This is a genomic window from Micromonospora sp. NBC_00898 (genome assembly GCF_045207895.1).
Lineage (GTDB): Bacteria > Actinomycetota > Actinomycetes > Mycobacteriales > Micromonosporaceae > Micromonospora.
In genome coordinates this window covers 3,300,669-3,315,095 of sequence record NZ_CP108775.1, presented here as the reverse complement: position 1 = coordinate 3,315,095, position 14,427 = coordinate 3,300,669, and the positions used below count along the sequence as shown (strand labels likewise).

The 14,427-nt window shown below is 70.2% G+C and carries 12 protein-coding genes and 1 pseudogene; 2 read left to right on the top strand and 11 right to left on the bottom strand.

Annotated elements, in window-relative coordinates; genetic code table 11:
• Positions 1-7 precede the first annotated feature (7 nt).
• From OG799_RS16165 to OG799_RS16120, 10 genes and pseudogenes are all read right to left on the bottom strand, one after another.
• A complete protein-coding gene (locus OG799_RS16165) occupies positions 8-796 on the bottom strand; it encodes an ABC transporter permease subunit (RefSeq protein WP_406045854.1) in 789 nt (262 codons plus the stop codon).
• Positions 774-1,700 carry an ABC transporter ATP-binding protein gene (locus OG799_RS16160; RefSeq protein ID WP_406045853.1) on the bottom strand — a complete coding sequence of 309 codons (927 nt, stop codon included), beginning with the start codon at positions 1,698-1,700 and terminating at the stop codon, positions 774-776. Before OG799_RS16160 ends, OG799_RS16165 begins: the two co-directional genes overlap by 23 nt.
• A 113-nt stretch (positions 1,701-1,813) precedes the next feature.
• Entirely contained in the window at positions 1,814-2,815 is a 1,002-nt protein-coding gene (locus tag OG799_RS16155) for a calcium/sodium antiporter (protein WP_406045852.1), read from the bottom strand.
• A gap of 124 nt (positions 2,816-2,939) precedes the next feature.
• On the bottom strand, positions 2,940-3,716 hold the full coding sequence (locus OG799_RS16150; RefSeq protein ID WP_406045851.1) for an ABC transporter permease: 777 nt from the start codon (positions 3,714-3,716) through the stop codon (positions 2,940-2,942).
• On the bottom strand, positions 3,713-4,612 hold the full coding sequence (locus OG799_RS16145) for an ABC transporter ATP-binding protein (RefSeq protein WP_406045850.1): 900 nt from the start codon (positions 4,610-4,612) through the stop codon (positions 3,713-3,715). Before OG799_RS16145 ends, OG799_RS16150 begins: the two co-directional genes overlap by 4 nt.
• 1,082 nt (positions 4,613-5,694) lie before the next feature.
• Positions 5,695-6,474: pseudogene (locus OG799_RS16140) on the bottom strand (transposase family protein).
• A 607-nt stretch (positions 6,475-7,081) separates the two neighbouring features.
• On the bottom strand, positions 7,082-8,266 hold the full coding sequence (locus OG799_RS16135) for an ABC transporter permease (protein ID WP_406045849.1): 1,185 nt from the start codon (positions 8,264-8,266) through the stop codon (positions 7,082-7,084).
• The gene (locus tag OG799_RS16130; protein ID WP_406045848.1) at positions 8,263-8,949 is read right to left on the bottom strand and encodes an ABC transporter ATP-binding protein; all 687 of its coding nucleotides are present in this window, start codon (positions 8,947-8,949) and stop codon (positions 8,263-8,265) included. The genes OG799_RS16135 and OG799_RS16130 overlap by 4 nt, the downstream gene beginning before the upstream one ends.
• Before the next feature lie 85 nt (positions 8,950-9,034).
• Entirely contained in the window at positions 9,035-10,138 is a 1,104-nt protein-coding gene (locus OG799_RS16125; RefSeq protein ID WP_406045847.1) for an HlyD family efflux transporter periplasmic adaptor subunit, read from the bottom strand.
• On the bottom strand, positions 10,135-10,707 hold the full coding sequence (locus tag OG799_RS16120; RefSeq protein WP_406045846.1) for a hypothetical protein: 573 nt from the start codon (positions 10,705-10,707) through the stop codon (positions 10,135-10,137). Before OG799_RS16120 ends, OG799_RS16125 begins: the two co-directional genes overlap by 4 nt.
• A 128-nt stretch (positions 10,708-10,835) precedes the next feature.
• Between OG799_RS16120 and OG799_RS16115 the strand changes: the two genes are divergently transcribed.
• Both OG799_RS16115 and OG799_RS16110 read left to right on the top strand, forming a co-directional pair.
• Positions 10,836-12,182 carry a sensor histidine kinase gene (locus OG799_RS16115; RefSeq protein ID WP_406045845.1) on the top strand — a complete coding sequence of 449 codons (1,347 nt, stop codon included), beginning with the start codon at positions 10,836-10,838 and terminating at the stop codon, positions 12,180-12,182.
• Complete coding sequence (locus tag OG799_RS16110) at positions 12,179-12,844, top strand: response regulator (RefSeq protein WP_406045844.1); 666 nt, start codon at positions 12,179-12,181, stop codon at positions 12,842-12,844. The genes OG799_RS16115 and OG799_RS16110 overlap by 4 nt, the downstream gene beginning before the upstream one ends.
• An 84-nt stretch (positions 12,845-12,928) precedes the next feature.
• Here the strand turns inward: OG799_RS16110 and OG799_RS16105 are convergent, their stop codons facing one another.
• Positions 12,929-14,422, bottom strand: a complete 1,494-nt coding sequence (locus OG799_RS16105; protein WP_406045843.1) for a bifunctional 3-(3-hydroxy-phenyl)propionate/3-hydroxycinnamic acid hydroxylase — start codon at positions 14,420-14,422, stop codon at positions 12,929-12,931.
• Between the last annotated feature and the right edge of the window lie 5 nt (positions 14,423-14,427).

Here is a 14,427-nt window from a genome sequence, read left to right as displayed (position 1 = left end):
GGGTGGGTCAGACGCCGACGTCGCGGCGGTCGAACTGAATGACTCCGGCGACCGCAGTGGAGATGCCGATCCCGGCCAACAGGAGCAGGGGTCCGGGGTGCCAGCCGGTGTGCAGGGGGTCGGTGCCGATGAAGTAGTAGAACGGCGAGAGCCATTTCAGCCAGTTCGCGCCGTCGCTGAGGTTCGATAGTGCGTTGGCCATGTAGGTGGCCACTCCGAGCACGCCGGTGACCGCCAGGACGGTCCCGCGTTTGCCGGTGACGGCCCCGGCGAGGAAGGCGATGCCGGTGAAGCACCACGCCAGGAGCGCGAGGCCGAGGCAGGCGGCGGCGACGTTGCCCAGCGGCACGTCCATGCCGATCGCCGGGACCAGGATGCTGAGCAGGATCCACGGCACGACGGCGACCAGCGTGATCGCGGCGGCGGCGGCTGTCAGGCGCTGGATCGCGAACGCCTTGCGCGACAGCGGGTTGGCCAGCAGCATTTCCATGCCGCCGTCCTCCTCGGGCCGGGCGATGGTGCGGGCGGCGAGCGTGACTGCGCACATGAGCACCAGAAGCGGGCCGATGAGGGAGAAGACGGTCGCTTGCAGGTAGCCGGCGGGGGAGAGCATGTCGGCGATGCCGAGGAAGTCGAGCATTCCTTGCGGCAGCGCGTTCTGCTTGAGTTCGGCGGCGCCCTGGAACTTGCTGTAGAAGCCGGTGTAGATGGCGGTGAACGCGCCGACGCCGACGGTCCAGCCGATGATGGCGCGGCGGTCGTCGCGCCAGGTCTTACGCACCAGCGGCGGCAGCATCGCTCGCACCTTCTCCCGTGTAGTAGTAGGACAGGAATGTCTCTTCCAGGTCCGGTTCGGCCGACAGCATGTCGATGACCTCGTGCCGGGCGGCGGCCTTGATCAGCGGGTCGAGGCGGCCGTCGACGGTGCAGCGCAGCACCGGTCCGGCGACCTCGACCTTGGTGACGCCGGGCAGGCCGGCGAAGTCGGCCGGCTGCACCGGGTCGCCGAAGTGGATTTCGACGCTGCGGACCGCGCGACGGCCGAGGGATTCGACCTTCTCGACGGCGGCCAGTTGCCCGTTGCGGACGATGGCGACCCGGTCGGCGGTGGACTGGACTTCGGCGAGCATGTGCGAGGACATGAACACGGTTTGGCCGTTGTCGCGGGCGTCGCGGACCATGGCTAGGAACTCTTGCTGCATTAGCGGGTCCAGGCCGCTGGTCGGCTCGTCGAGGATCAGCAGGGCCGGTTGGTGCATGAACGCCTGCACCAGGCCGACCTTCTGTTTGTTGCCTTTCGACATCGCCCGCACCGGCCGGGACAGGTCGAGGTCGAGGCGGTCAGCGAGCCTGGTGACGGCGGTCCATGGCACGCCGCCGCGGGCGTCGCCGAAGAACCGCAGGAGCTCCTTGGCGGTTTCCCGGGCGGGGAAGGCGAGTTCGCCGGGCAGGTAGCCGATCTGCCGGTGCAGAACTGCCTTGTCCTTGCGCGGGTCCATGCCGAGGATGCGGGCGTGGCCGCGGGTGGGGCGCAGGAAGTCGAGCAGCAGGCGGATGGTGGTGGTCTTCCCGGCGCCGTTCGGGCCGAGGAAGCCCATCACCTCGCCGGTGCGGACGTCCAAAGTGAGGTCTTCGATGCCGCGCCGGGAGCCGTAGAACTTGGTCAAGCCCTCGGCCAGCACGGCGATATCGCTGGTCATGCCATACAGCATTCGTGTGCTCCCTGTTCTGGTTCTAGGGCGGCTCCCGGACGACTACCCTGCGATGATCTTGCCGAGGTTCGGCAGGCGGGCAGGTGACGCCACGCCGAGGCTCAGGCGGTTAGCAGCAGCGGCATGGTCAGCACGTACGCGGCGAGAAGCGCCGCCCCTTCGGCGCGGGTCAAGGTCAGGCCACGGCGCAGCAGCGCCCACGCCACCACCCCAGTAAAGATCATTGTCAGGAGGAGGGCCACGCCTGCGGCCGGGACGCTGCCGCGTGCGGCGAAGGCGACCACGGCGCCACCGGCGAGGCTGTTGAACAGGTTCGACCCGAACAGGTTGCCGACCACGAGGTCGGACTCGCCACGCCGCTGCGCTTGGATCGTGGTCACCAGCTCCGGCAGTGAGGTGCCCAATGCGACCAGCGTGAACCCGATGATCAGCTGCGGCACGCCCAGCTCGACGGCGATCGCCGAGGCGTTGGCCACCAGCAGCTGCGCCCCGGCCAGGACGCCGGCCAGGCCGAGCACGGCGCGGACTGGCTCGAACCAGGTCGGCGGTTGCCACCGGGCGCGTTCAGGAAGCGCGGCGACGGCGGCCGGCTCCATACCGCTTTCGGGATCGCCTTCGGCGTATTCGAGGGTCTGTTTGGCCAGCTCAGTGTTGCGGCCCTCGCCCGCCCAGCGGACCAGGAGCCACAAGGCGCCGACGGCTGCGAGGACGAGGACGACACCGACGGCGACCGTCAGTCCGGCCCAGGCCAGAAATCCGAACAAGACAACTGCGGCAACCGCGAGTGGCACCTCGCGGCGAATGACCGTCGATGCGACCGCCACCTTCGCTATGAGCGCGGCGACGCCGAGGATCAGGGTCAGGTTGAGGATGTTGGAGCCGGTGATGTTGCCCAGGGCGATGCCCGCGTCACCGCGGGCGGCCGCCACGCCTGACACGAGGAACTCCGGTGCCGAGGTGCCCAGGCCGATCACGACGACGCCGACGACGACCGGACTGATGCGCATCCGTGCGGCCAGCCGTGATGCGCCGAGAACGAGATGGTCAGCGGCCAGAGTGAGCAGTACGAGACCGGCGGCGGCGAGCAGGATCTGGGTCATCATGGGTGTGCTCCACGGGAGGGGTCCGGCAAGGAAACGCTTTGCCGACCAGGCTTCCCGGCACACCGGCGCACAACATAACCCATGCGCGGTATCTGGCGGAATCCCGAGGCTCGCCGTCCTCTGGTCAGTTGGCGTGGTCGGCGCGCTGCCACCAGCGGGCCGTCGCCCACCCGCTGAGGATCGCCACCAGTGCGACGGAGGCGTACCCGGCTGCGGTGGGGTGGTCCTGGTCGCCGGTGATCCCGGCGTGCAGCGCCGGGACGGAGAACGCGAACCACGGCCCGTAACCCAGCGCGGCGACGATTTGCGCGGTGAACAACACGGCGAACAGGACCCCGACGGCGGCGAGGTAGCCCCGTCCGATGCTGGCGGCCAGACCGAACACTGTACTCAGCCCGATGGTCAGCGCGGCTGTCATGATGAGCCGCCCCGCCCCGGACGCCCACGTGCCCAGGTCAAGGCCGGGTATGCCCAACAGCGTTCCGATCGCTGTGCCGGCCGCCAGGAGATAGACGGTCAGCGCCAGGCACCATACGGACGCGACCGTGAACTTCGCGGCCACCACCGCCCCCCGACGGGTCGGCAACGCGAGGAGATCCTTGGCGGTGTGGTCGGCGAACTCCCGCCCGAAGATCCACACGATGATCATGCCGAAGACCCCGATCCCGCCGACGGCGGCGATCTGTGCCAGCAGCCCGAGGTAGGACGGCCATGTTGGGTCCAGCGTCGCCAGCTGCGCCTTCGCGCCGAGTAGGCCCAGGTCGCGGGCCTTGTCCGGGTGCAGCGAGATGAACATGAACAGCCCGCCCGCTGCGGCACCGACGGTGATCGCCAGCAGGGTGATCCACCACAGCCGCGAGTGGACCAGCTTGACCCATTCGGCGTAGAGGGCGGCGCTCATCGGCTCGTCTCCTGTCCGGTCAGGCGCAGGAACACGGTCTCCAGGTCGTCCTCGCGGACCGTCAGGTGGGTAGGTGGGCAGCCGCCTTCCACCAGTACGGTGGCGATCCGGTCCGGGGATTCCACGGCGTCAGCCGCCATCAGCGTTAGCAGGCGCCCGGATGTCTGCGGCGAGTACCCCGCCTCGCCGAGGATCCGTACGGCGGCGTGAAGGTCTCGGCAGGCGACCTCCAATCGGCGCCGGGCATGCAGGGCCAGGTCCGCCGCAGCCATCTCGGTGATCATCTTGCCGTGATGGATGATGCCGATGCGGGTGGCCAGCTTGGCGACCTCGGCCAGAATGTGGCTGGAGAGCAGGATCGCCGTGCCGCCCGCCGCCAGGTCCTTGAGCAGTTGCCGGACCTCGGTGACCCCCGCCGGATCAAGGCCGTTGGCCGGCTCGTCGAGGATCAGCAGACCTGGCTGGCCCAGCAGCGCCTTGGCCAGACCGAGCCGCTGCCGGTTGCCCAGCGACAGGTCCCGCGACCGCCGGTCGGCATACGGCCGCAGTCCGAGCCGCTCGACGGCCTCATCGGCGGCAGCGGCGGGCAGGTGTTTGAGCCGCGCGGCAACTGCCAGGTTCTGCCGGACCGTCAGTTCCGGGTACGCGGTCGGGGTCTCGACCAGGTAGCCGACCTGTGACCACAGGTGCGTCGCGCCGGGTGTGACGCGTTCGCCGAACAGGGTCACCGTCCCGGACGTGGGCTTGATCATCGACAGCAGCACGCGAATCGTCGTCGTCTTACCGGCCCCGTTGAGTCCCAGTAACGCATAGATCTCTCCGGGGGTCACGGTGAAGTTGACCCCGTCGACGGCATGGACCTGGCCATAGTGTTTGACCACATCATGTGCGGCCACGACGGGCGAAGGCGAACTCACCGTGTCCCTCCCGCGTGTTGGAGCGGCGGGACCGACGTACTCACGGCAAACTCAGCAGCGCGCACGACTCAACACCTCGCAGAACTCTGGTACGGACACGATCAATTCGCCGACCAGACTTCCCGGCACGCCGTGCCGACCCTATCGATGGTCGGCAGCACGTGTCCAACACGGCACCCTGTTGTGCACTACCTGTCCACGGTCCTGCTCGGCGGCCTCGGCCAGGCCCGGCGGTAGGTGCGTACCGCCGTCATCCGGGGGCAACAACAGGCTCGCTTTCAAGGAGGTGCTGACGCGGTCCACAGTGCTATCTTCAACGCATGCATACCTGTTTCCAGCAGGTGTGCTTGGAACATGTGTTCGATTCCCCCCGCCCACCTGAACTCCCACGGCCTATCGACGGGTGATTGGGAGCGGGTTGGGAGCAACAGGGTGCGCTGAACGGCGCTGAACGGCAGCGAACGGCGCCCAACTGCACTCAATGGCACCCGCCCCTACCTGCTGTTCCACGTTTCCACTGGTCAGAGGCGGTGCGGTGTCCCGGTTCACACCGAAGAGGTCACTGGTTCGATCCCTGTATCGCCCGCGATCGATATATGCAGGTCAGAAGCCCGTCACCGGAAGCTCTGGTAACGGGCTTCTCGCCATTTGCCCCCTACATTGGGAGCAGATTGGGAGCAGCCCGCTCCCGGCGACGTCGGGCGAGCGCGTGGTCACCTGGTCGACGCCGCGGCCCCCTGGAGTCGCGAACGTTCAGACTTCGGCGTCCGCGGTCATCAGCCGGTTCATCGCCTGAGCGAACACGAGTGCTTGGACCAGGAGAGCAAGCTCGTCCCGTGTGGACAGGGCGTTGGCTGGGGTAATCAAGTCGGCGCCTCGCTCCATCGCTTGGGAAACTCTGACGGTCGCGGCGCACCACAGGCTCAGGGAAACCCGCCCACCGTCAGCCCTGGCCGGCAGGGACTGGCGTTGCAACGGCTCCGGTCAATGGGTTCAATCCCTGAGCCGCCGCGCCGTCAGCGCCTGTCAGCGACCGAGGAACGTGATGGAGCGAGCCATTTTCATCCTGCGTAGCGGTTCGCTTCGACGTGGTGCAGGACGACGATGGCCTACAATCGCGGTGGCGCGGCGCGGGCAGCAGCGCAGCTTGGCCAGGATCTTCCAGGTCTTGAGCGTGGCGATGGCTCGTTCGCCACGAGCACGGACTCTCGCGTGCGCCCGGTTGACCGCCTTCTGCCGGCGCGACAGCTTCGGCCGGAAGCGGCGCCGCTTGAACGGCGTGCGCACGCTGCCCCGAGCCCCCTGGTAGCCCTGTCGGCGAAGGTCATCACCTCCGCGCTGGTCAGCGCGTCGATGATGCCGTGAATGCGGGCGGCGGTGAGGTCGTGCGCCGAGCCCGGCAGTGCCGGTGAGGCCCACACGAGGCGGCCCGCGGCGTCGGCGATGACCTGCACGTTCACGCCGTGCCTCTTGTGCTTGCCGGAGTAATACGGCTTCTGGTCGGCGATCCGGTCGATCGGAATCAGCGTGCCGTCCAGGATCGCGTACGCCAGTTGCCGGATGCGCCGCATCGCCGTGGCCAGGTCCTCGGCGACCGCTGCGAGCAGCATGATCGCTTCCTGCACGTACCGCCAGGCGGTGGCGACACCGACCTCGAACCCGGCGGCGAGCCGGGTGTAGGTGTCACCGTTGCGCAGGTGGGCCAGGGCGAGTAGTGCCTGTCGACCCGGACCGAGACGCCGCCACCGGGATCGATGCTGGTTACGGTGCTGGCGGATGAGGTCAGCGAGGTGGTTCAGGGTTCGGCTGGACAGCGAGATCGTGGAGGGGTAAGACAGCACAGGCGAGGCTCCCGGTCGGGGCATCGGATCTTGGTCGACTGCTGTCTTACCTGGAGCCTCGCCCTCATCGATCTCCGGGCTCGCCGCACCCGCCATGAGCTGCAAGATCAGCTTGGAAAAGGCTCAACGTGGTCACGCTCGGCCCATCCTGCAACGGGGAGCCCGCTCAGGGGCGACTTTGACGCGACGAGCATCCGCGGCCCGAATCGGTCATCATCCGACCGGGCCAGGGCGCGCGAGTGGCGTCCCATAGTCGTGAATGTCGATCAGGAAGTCCAGCCGGTCTTCGATCCAGGGCACGACGCAAGCGAGGGTCGGTTCGCCCGGGTGTGCTGCGTCTCGAGCGACGCCCCTGTCGACTCGTGGCGACCCAGCGGCAGCAAGGTCATGAACCGCAACAACTAGGCGGGCGGAGCGCGGCGGCTGGCACAAGGACCCGACCGCGATCCACGGCCGCAATAGTCGTGGGTGGCAAACGCGTAGCCGGAACCACAGTTTGCGACGACGTATCAGGAGGGGCGCCTGCCGCGGATCCGGACCGTCGAGTCGTCCTTCTGGGCGCTGGCGGCCCGGATCCGTGCTACCTCAAGCGGCGGGATGCCGGCGCTCAAGCGGTTCGCAGGGCCACGGCAGGAGAGAGCCGGGCAGCCCGCAGAGCGGGGTAGACGCCCGCCAGCCCTCCAATGAGGATGGCAGTGGCCAGTCCCGCGCCGATCGCGGCGGCCGGCACGAGGATCTGCCAGCCGCGGACGGTGGCCATCGCGTACGTGACCGCGCTGCCCAGCAACACCCCCGCAGCGCCGCCGCCCGCGCCCAGCAGCAGCGACTCGACCAGGAATTGGGCCGCGACGTGCCGCCGGGTGGCGCCCAGTGCCCGGCGCAGCCCGATCTCGCCGCGCCGCTCTAGGACCGAGATCACCAGCACGTTGGCGATGCCGATGCCGCCCACCAGCAGCGCCACCGCGCCGAGACCGAGCAGCAGAATGGTGGCTCCGCCGGTGACCGCGATCCGGGCGGTGAGCGCTTCGGAGGGCCGGCTCACGGCGACCTCCTCGGGGTTGGCCGGGTTGGCCGCCCGCCCCAGCAGGCTGGCCACCTCGTCGGTGCGCTCGGTCTGTGCCCGCACGAAGATCCGGGTCGGGTTGCCGTCGTACCCGAATTGGGCGGCTGCCACCGGCGCGCCGATCAGCGCCGACGCGTCCAGCTCGGGCGCCAGCTCGACCGGCGCCATGATGCCCACCACTGTGTACCAGCGGTGGCCGAGGTAGACCTGTGGGTGGCCGGTGACGCGGTGGATGCCCAGCGACGTGGCGGCGTAGTGGCCGAGCACCACCGCCGGATAACGGGCCAGCGCCGTGTCCAGGAAGCGGCCGTCCACCAGGGTGCCGTCCAGTGTGGCGAGCAGCGCCGGGTCGGTGACCCGCACGGACAGTCCGCCGGTGCGCCCGGGCGGTATCCGGTCGTTGCGGTAGATCCGTTCGTCGAGCGTCGCGGTCGCCGCCGAGGTGAGCACCCCATCGGTACGCGCCACCGCCGTGCCCGCGGTCACCGGCAGCTTGGCCTCCTCCCCGCGGATGGTCTTGCCGTTGGCCACGGTGAGCAGGTTGGTGCCGACCCGGTCGATGCGGGCGAGCACGTCGGCCTGGCTGGACCGGGTGACGCCGAGCACGGCCACCATGGCCGCGATCCCGATCGCCACCCCGAGGATGGACAGTGCCGCCCGGCCGGGCCTCGACCGCAGTCCGACGGTGCTCACCGGCAGCAGGTCGGCGACGCGCAGTCGAGACCTCACGACGCACCCCCGCTGTCTCGGACCACCAGGCCGTCCCGCAACTGGATGCGGCGCCGCATCGCCGCGGCGACCCGCTCGTCGTGCGTGATCACCACGATGGTGACGCCGTCATCGTTGAGCTCGCGCAGCAGTTCGACGATCTCGGCGCCGGTCACCGAGTCGAGGTTGCCGGTGGGCTCGTCGGCGAGCACCACGGCGGGGCGGCCGACCAGCGCGCGGGCGATCGCCACCCGCTGCCGCTCGCCGCCGGACAGATGTGCGGCGGGGAAGTCGGCGCGGTGGGCCAGGCCGACCCGCTCGCATGCGGCGTGGGCGGCACGCCGGCGTTCGGCGGCCGGCACCCCGCGGTAGAGCAGGCCGGTCGCCACGTTCTCTACCGCACTCAGCCGCTCCAGCAGGAAGAACTGCTGAAAGACGACCCCGAGGAGGTGCGCACGCACGCCGGAGAGCTGCCCGTCGCGCAGCTTCTCGACCGGGTGGCCAGCGATGCGTACGGAGCCGCCGGACGGGCGGTCCAGGCCGGCGGCGAGGTTGAGCAACGTGGTCTTGCCGGAGCCGGACGGGCCTGCCACGGCGACCAGTTCGCCGCTGTGCACGGTGAGGCTGACGCCGCGCAGCGACTCGACCGGCGGTCTGCCGGGGTAGACCTTGCGCGTGTCGATCAGCTCCAGGACGGCGGTCATGGCTGTGCCTCCTTTGCCATGCCGTCCTGGTCCTCGCCGGTGAGGTCGTTGTGCACCGCCGCTGGGTGCCGCTCGGTGTGGTCGATCATGAGGCAGGCACCTCCACGGTCTGGCCGGCGGTGAGGCCGCGGACGATCTCCACCTGGCCGGTGCTCTCGTCGAAGCGGCCCGGTTCCACCTGGACCGCGCTCCCGCCGGTCAGGCGGACCTGATAACCGCCGCCCGGCCGCGCGAGCAGTGCGGCGATCGGGATCAGCAGGACATCGCGGCGGGTGCCGGTGACGACGTCGACGGTCACCGGCGCCTGGTCCAGGCCGGAGCCGCGGGGCAGGCGGACCGCGATGGTGAGCGGGACCGTCGCCGTGTCGGGACTCGCCGGCTGCGGGGGGCCGTTGCCCGCTTCAGCGGGGGGTGCCGTCGCGACCTCGCCGACGGCGGTGACCCGACCGCGGATCGGATCGGCGTCCGGCAGGGTGACCTCGACCTGGTCACCGACGTGAACGGTGCTGCGCTGCGCGGTGTCCAGTTGGGCGGTCACCACCCGGCTCGTCGACGTTCCGGTGACCACCGTCGTCCCGGGCCCGACGGTCCTGCCGACCCGGATCTGCAGCTGGGTGACGCGTAGCGGGGTGGGCAGGAAGACGATCTCGCCCTGGGCGAGCCGTCCGGTGCGCTGGTACGCCGGCCGCCCCCAGGACGCCTCCCAGCGCCGGATCGCCGTGGCCGTGGCGGCGCTGAAGTGCCGGTCCACGGTGATCCGGTGGTACGGGTCGAAGCCCATGGCTACCAGGTTGCGCTCGAGTTGGCGTACGTCGGGGCCGTCGCTCATTCGGTACCGGAAGTCGCGGTAGGCAGGTACACCCCCCAGCAGGAGGCGCACCGGCGCGTTGGCCACCCGGTAGAGGACGCCGCCGCGTCCGATCGTGTCGCCCGAGTCGGGCCCCGCGGTCAGCACGCCGGGCACGCCCCGATGGTCGACCGTGTAGGAGCCGGCGTAGCCGAGGACGCCGCCGACCTGGACGCGTTCGGTGAGCGTGCCTTGGGTGACCTCGGCGGTTCCGATGGCCACCGACGCGGCGGGTGTGTCGGGGGCGTTCGGCACCGAACGGGCAGCGTAGGCCATGCCAGCGGCGAGCGGCGCGGCCACCGCGACCGCGAGCACCGTGCCGGCCCCGCGCCGGCGGCTCACTTCTTCCCTCCGCCGTTGTTGTCCAGGATGCGGAGGCCTTCGCTCCAGATGTGCCTGCAGGCCTGCGCCGCGGGGTTCCACTGCTGGGGCGGAATTCCGTTCGCCAGCGAGGTTTTGGTGAGGTCGAATTCGCCGGCGGCGTTTGGATCCGGGAACTCGGGGATGCCGTGCTCGCGGATGCACTTGGCGTACTCGCCGAGTTTGCGCAGGTCCTCGGCCGAGACCTGGTCCTTGGGCCGGAACGCCGTCGGAGGGTACCGGTCCTCGATCGACTTGCACGCCTCGATGACCTGCGGACGGTTGCGGAGGTCCGTCTTCCAGTTGTACCCGCCCTGTGGTGGAAATTGGAGGTATCCATCCGGGGTGAGGTCCGCGTCCGGCATCCGAGTCAGGCCGTGGTCGCGCAGGCACTGGACCCACTCCTGGCCGAGGGTGAGGAGTTGCTGCCGGCCCACCGAGGCGGACGCCGACGGGCTCGACGCCCCGGAGGGAGAACCGCCGCGGTCGCATCCGGCGAACCCGACCACGAGCAGTGCGGTGAGGAACACTGTGGACGTTGTTCTGGTCATGGCTACACGGTGCCCGCCGCAGCGATTCAACTCGTCGGACCGGAGTCGGTCCTTCGGCCGCCGCCGGTACCGCGGACGTAGCACCTGAGTAGGACGCTGCCGGCGCGTCCGCTCCCTACCATGAGAGTGTGCCCCGGTTCGTGCCGCGCCACTTTCTGACCGACGCCGCCCTGGCGCTGGTGCTGATCGTGCTGACCGTGGGGCCCGGGCTGGTGATGCAATTCCTGGCCCGGGCGAACCCGGATGTCGCGGCGGAGTACGTGAAGAAGATGCCTCTCCCGGCGGGTGGCCCGTGGTGGATGTTCGCCGCGCTGATCGTTCTCGGCCTGCTGGTCAGACAACAGCACCCCCCGCTGGCACTGGTCCTCACCGGGGCCGGGGTGTTCGGCCATCTGTTCAGCGACACCAAGTTCCAGCTGCTCGATCTGGCGCTTCCGCTGGTGCTGTACACCGTGGCCGCGGTGGCCCGGAACCGGCGGGTCTCGCTCGCCGCGCTGGTCCTCACCATGCTCCTGACGTACGCGACGATGCTGGGCGGCCAGATCTACGTCGAACAGCAGGATTTCGCGCGGTCCGGCAAGCAGGTCCTGCGAGGGCAGGTCGAGGACCCGTCGGTCAGGATGGCGGTCAAGACGGGGCCGCCGCCGGTTCCGGTGTTCTCGGTCGACAGACTGGTCAACGTCGGCCAGGCGGTCACGGAGCTGTGGCTGCTGCTGGTCGCGGCGTTCGCGGTCGGTGACGCGATGCGCAGCCGGCGCGCGCACCTGGCCGCGGTCGAGCAGCGGACCGCCGACCTGGCCCGGGAGGAGCGGCAACGGGCGGTGCTGGCGGTCGCGGCTGAGCGCGCCCGGATCACCCGGGAGCTGCACGACGTGGTGGCGCACGGGATTTCGGTGATGGTGGTGCAGGCGCAGGGCGCGTCCGCCGCGCTGGACAGGCATCCGGACCGTGCCGCCACCGCGCTGCAGCACGTGATCACCACCGGACGGACCGCGCTGGCCGAGATGCGCCGGCTGCTCGCCGCCGGGCGCACCGATCCGGCCGAGGACGCGCGACTCACCCCGCTGCCGGGCCTCGGCGCGGTGCCCGCGCTGATCGATCAGTTGCGGTCCACCGGAATGCGGATAGAGCTGCACGTCGACGGGGTGCCCGCAGCGGTGCCCGCGGCGGTCGATCTGTCCGCGTACCGGATCGTGCAGGAGGCCCTGACGAACACGCTGAAGCACGCGGGCCCGGGCGCCGGCGCGGTGCTGCGGCTGGCATTCGAGCCCGGACGGCTCCGGGTGGAGGTGGCCGACGACGGCACGGGCCTGGCGGACGGGGCGGACGGACGCGGCAACGGGTTGCGCGGCATCGCCGAGCGCGTCGCCATGCTGGGGGGCGAACTGGAAACCGGCCGGGCCGACGGCGGCGGGTTCCGGCTGTGCGCGACGCTGCCGCTGCGGGCGCGCGAGATCACGTCGGTACAGCGATGAGCGTACGGGTGGTGCTGGTCGACGATCAGACGCTGGTGCGCACCGGGTTCCGGCTAGTGCTGGAGGAGACCGGCGACATCGAGGTGGTCGGGGAGGCCGCCGACGGGTCGCAGGCCTTGGACGTGGTGGCCCGCAGCCGGCCCGACGTCGTCCTGATGGACGTGCGCATGCCGGGCCTGAACGGCATCGAGACCACCCGCCGCATCCGCTTCGGCCCCCCCGCGGCCCGCGTGATCATCCTGACCACCTTCGACCTGGACGAGTACGTGCTGGCCGGGCTTCGCGCCGGAGCCAGTGGCTTCCTGCTCAAGGACGCGCTCGCCGCCGACCTGATCTCCGCCGTGCGTGTTGTGGCCGCCGGCGAGGCGGTGGCCGCACCCAGCGTCACCCGCCGCCTCTTCGCGCACTACCTCGGCAAGACCCCGCCCCGGCCGGAGATGAACGGGCGGCTGGCGGCACTGACCGAGCGCGAGCGCGAGGTGCTGACCCTGGTCGCGCGAGGGCTGTCGAACGCCGAGATCGCGGCGGCGCTCTTCGTCTCCGAGAGCACGGTCAAGACCCACCTCGGCCGAATCCTGGCGAAGCTGGGGCTGCGGGACCGGGTGCAGGCGGTCATTCTCGGCTACGAATGCGGCCTGGTAGAAATCGGCAACGACCGATAGGTGAAGGGGGGCATCCTCGATGGAGACCTGCTGGTAGATCACGGCAGAAGACCAGCACGATCGCTGGAGCGGCTGAGCTCTCGGTCACCCGCCGACCGACCGGACAGCGTCGATCGTACGGGGGAGCAGCCGTCGGCTGGCACGGAGAACGGCGCCGTCGGGGCGGACGACGGCTGCGCGAGCGGCGCCGGTGCCCAACCATCGGTGCAGTTCGCTGCCCGGTCGGGCGGTGATCAGTACCGCCCCGCGCCGTTCGATGTCGGCTCGTAGTGCCGTGGACGGCTCGATGGACGTGACGATTGCGAACCGGCCGCCGGCCACGTCGTCGAAGCGGCGGTGGCTGTCGATGACCGCGTTCGGGCACAGACCGCCCGCGAGGCTGCGGCGCAGCCGTGGCCGCGCCACGAGGTCGGAGCGGTGCAGCGGCGGTGTCCGGCTGTCCGAGGCGAGGCCCGTGAGGCCGGGCATGAGACGCAGCCGTGGCGCCACGGCGCGACGGATGGCGTTGCCCACTTCGCCGCCGGCCGTCATCGCCGTACCGATGAGCTTCGCCAGCCTGATCATGGCGCGGGCGTGGTGCTTGCGTTCGATCTCGTATGTATCCAGCACGGTCTCGGGCGAGGTTCCGCCGAGCACGCCGGCGAGTTTCCAAGCGAGGTTCATGGCGTCGCGCAGGCCGGCACACATGCCCTGGCCGATGAACGGTGGGGTGAGGTGGGCGGCGTCGCCGAGCAGGAACACCCGCCGGTCGCGCCACCGGTCGGCGACCTGCGCGCGGAAGGTGTACTCCGCGACGCGGATGATCTCCAGCTCCGCGACGGGGATGTCCCCGGTCCACCGCGAGATCAACGGATGCAGCCGGGCCATGTCGCGGTAGTCGTCGGCGGTTTCGCCGGGCGTCAGCTGGAACTCCCAGCGGTAGCGGGTCTTCCCGACCCGCATGTAGGTGCCGGCGCGGGCCGGATCGGAGAGCTGGTGCACGCCCTCCCACTGGCCGAGGTCGGCCTCGGTGACCACATCGATGACGAGCCAGCGTTGCGTGAACCCGAGGTCGTGCATGGTGGCGCCGATCGAGGCCCTGGTCAGGCTGTTGGCGCCGTCGCAACCGAGGACGTACGCCGCGCGGACGACATCGTGCTCGCCCGTGGCCGTGTCGGTAACGTCGATCCGTACGCCGCCGGCGTCCTGGGTCAGCGCGGTGACCTCGGTGTTGCCGCGAAGGGTGACGGCGTCGTACTGCTTGAGATTCTGGCGGAGGATCGCCTCCAGTTCCGGCTGGTCGAACATGCTCCCCTGGGGGTAGCCGTGCCGGCCCTCCGCCGTGTCGCGTTGGAACTCGGCGAGCACCCGCATGTTTCGGTCGAGGAGACGCAGACCCCGGTGGGGCCTGGAGATGGCGGCGAACTCGTCCCGCAGCCCGAGGCGCGCCAGGATGCGGTGAACCTCGTCGTCGAGGGCGACGGCCCGGGGCTGGGGGTAGACCGAATCCCACCGCTCGAGAATCAGGCACTCGACGCCGTACTGGGCGAGCAGCGTCGCGGCGGTGAGCCCGGTGGGGCCGGCGCCGACGATCACCACCGGAA